Origin of the sequence: Pseudomonas sp. 13B_3.2_Bac1, assembly GCF_025466205.1 — a bacterium.
Lineage (GTDB): Bacteria > Pseudomonadota > Gammaproteobacteria > Pseudomonadales > Pseudomonadaceae > Aquipseudomonas > Aquipseudomonas fluorescens_H.
This window is the reverse complement of record NZ_JANLOG010000020.1, coordinates 1-1,019: the sequence shown is the minus strand read 5'-3', so window position 1 is coordinate 1,019 and position 1,019 is coordinate 1. Positions and strand designations below refer to the sequence as shown.

The following is a 1,019-nucleotide window of genomic DNA, read 5'->3' as shown; positions in this document are numbered from 1 at the left end:
GCCTCGGCGCTGCCGCGCACCAGTACGCCGCTGCAAAAGTACGCAGGATGCTCGCCCACGCATTCGGCCGTGGTGTTCTGATAGCGCGTGTTGAGCAGTTTGGCCACTTCCGGGCCGGTGGCAGCGTGGAGTGGGGCGCAAACTCCGAGCAATGCCAGCAGCAAGAGGCCGGATATTTGTTTGCTAAACATATCGGTCAGTCATCACGTGATGAAGCAGGGAGGTCGGGAATTGCCCGGGACAAACTCGACATGCATGTGTCCTGAAGCGTCTGATCTGCAGGGTCATAGGTAAAAACGTCTGCCGGTGCAGCGCCGAAATTGACGCGTATCAACGGGATGAAGCGGCCGGTGACCTGAAAATAGTCGCATTGCATGAAGCGCGCTCCGGTAAGACCATCACCTCCCGACTGGGAGCGACTATTGGCGGTGAACGCTTCCAGCGGCAGCTGTTCGGGTTGATCTTCCGACCAGGGCACCATGATCAGCTCATTCCAGCCGTACGGATCGTTCGAGTTGGGGCGCGCGGTCGTGGCGAGTTGAAAACTGACCGGATCGGTACCAAAGGCGCACCCCAGAATGGGGTTTGCCGCAAAGCGCCTGACCCATTCTTCCGCCGTTGTGACACCGACTTCCGAGCACATGCCGACATGCGCCCGGCAAATGTCCCGAGTGCCACCTGTGTGCGCATCGGTGGGATAAATGCAGCGCACTTCCAGCGGCTTGCCGGTCGGGGCAAAGGATTCTCGGGTGATGAAGCCCTGGGGTTTGTAGACGCTTTTGATAAGCGCATCGACGCGTGCGTAGGTGTATGAGACACCGTTACCCGTGACGGATTGGGGGCTGGGATTCCACGAATGAAAGGCAGTAGAAACATCGGTAGTGCGGATTAACACACCGTTGCAATAGTGGGAGGCGGTATCTCCCCGGCACGCGGGGGAGGTATCGGCGTATCGCGCGTTCAACCGCGAAGCGACCTCATAGCCGTTGTACAACTGGTCCTGCAGGTTGAAGCCAAAC

2 pseudogenes are annotated in these 1,019 nt (G+C 58.9%); both read right to left on the bottom strand.

Annotated elements, in window-relative coordinates:
• Positions 1 to 191, bottom strand: a pseudogene (locus NTD85_RS03085) (DUF2599 domain-containing protein); the annotation flags it as partial.
• A 5-nt stretch (positions 192 to 196) separates the two neighbouring features.
• Positions 197 to 1,019, bottom strand: a pseudogene (locus NTD85_RS03080) (hypothetical protein); the annotation flags it as partial.